The following is a 1,073-nucleotide window of genomic DNA, read 5'->3' as shown; positions in this document are numbered from 1 at the left end:
ATCCCGGGCCAGGGTTTGTCGACGGTGAGGTAACCGGCGCGACCCGGCTCTACCTCCTCGCCAGTGGTATCGACGACGCGAACGTCTACACCCGGCAGGGCCGGGCCGGCCGAACCGGGCTTCATGTCCTTCACGCCAGGGAGGGTGGTGACCATCATGCCGCCGGTTTCGGTCTGCCACCAGGTGTCGACGATGGGGCAGTTCTCGTTGCCGATGTGCTTGTAGTACCACTTCCACGCGCGCGGGTTGATCGGTTCACCGACCGTGCCGAGCAACCGCAACGACGAGAGGTCGTGCCGGTCGGGGTGCTCGCTGCCCCACTTCATGAACGCCCGGATGGCCGTCGGCGCCGTGTAGAGCTGGTCGGCCTCGTACTCTTCGACGATTTCCCAGAGGCGGTCCTTGTCGGGGTAGTCTGGCGTTCCCTCGTACATCACGCTGGTGGTGCCGAGCGCGAGCGGCCCGTAGACGATGTAGGAGTGGCCCGTAATCCAGCCGATGTCCGCCGAACACCAGTACGTGTCGTCGGGTTTGACGTCCAACACCGCTCGCGAGGTCCACGCCGCCCACGAGAGATACCCACCGGTGGTGTGCTTGACGCCCTTGGGCTGGCCGGTGGTGCCGGAGGTGTACATCAGGAAGAGCATGTCCTCGGCGTCGCGCTCGACCGGGGCGACCTCGGCACCCGCGTGCTCGTCGACTAGGTCCGCGTAGGCGTGGTGGTTCTCGGCCATCGGGTGGTCGTACTCGTCGCCGAGACGGTCGACGACCACCACGCTCGACACGTCGTGGTCGACGTCGTCGAGGCCGTCGTCGGCCTTCTGTTTGTGTTCGAGGGCGTCGCCGCGGCGGTAGTAGCCGTCGCAGGTCACGAGGTACTCGGAGTCGGCGCTCTCCATACGGGTAGCGAGCGCGTCCGCGGAGAACCCCGCGAACACGACGCTGTGAGGTGCGCCGATACGGGCGCACGCCAGCATGGCGACGGGGAGTTCCGGTACCATCGGCATGTACATCGTCACGACGTCGTCCTCCTCGACGCCGAGGTCCCGCAGCGCCGCCGCGAACTCGTTGAC

The 1,073-nt window shown here is 66.8% G+C and carries 1 protein-coding gene; it reads right to left on the bottom strand.

The genetic code is table 11. From position 1 onward, the window contains the following. Positions 1-1,073, bottom strand: a 1,073-nt coding sequence (locus ACRYA2_RS26550) for an AMP-binding protein (protein ID WP_433634814.1), incomplete at both ends; no start/stop codon positions are given.

Source organism: Halomicrococcus pelagicus, from assembly GCF_050954125.1.
The sequence above is the reverse complement of the archived record's forward strand: the minus strand, read 5'-3'. Positions and strand labels throughout refer to the sequence as shown.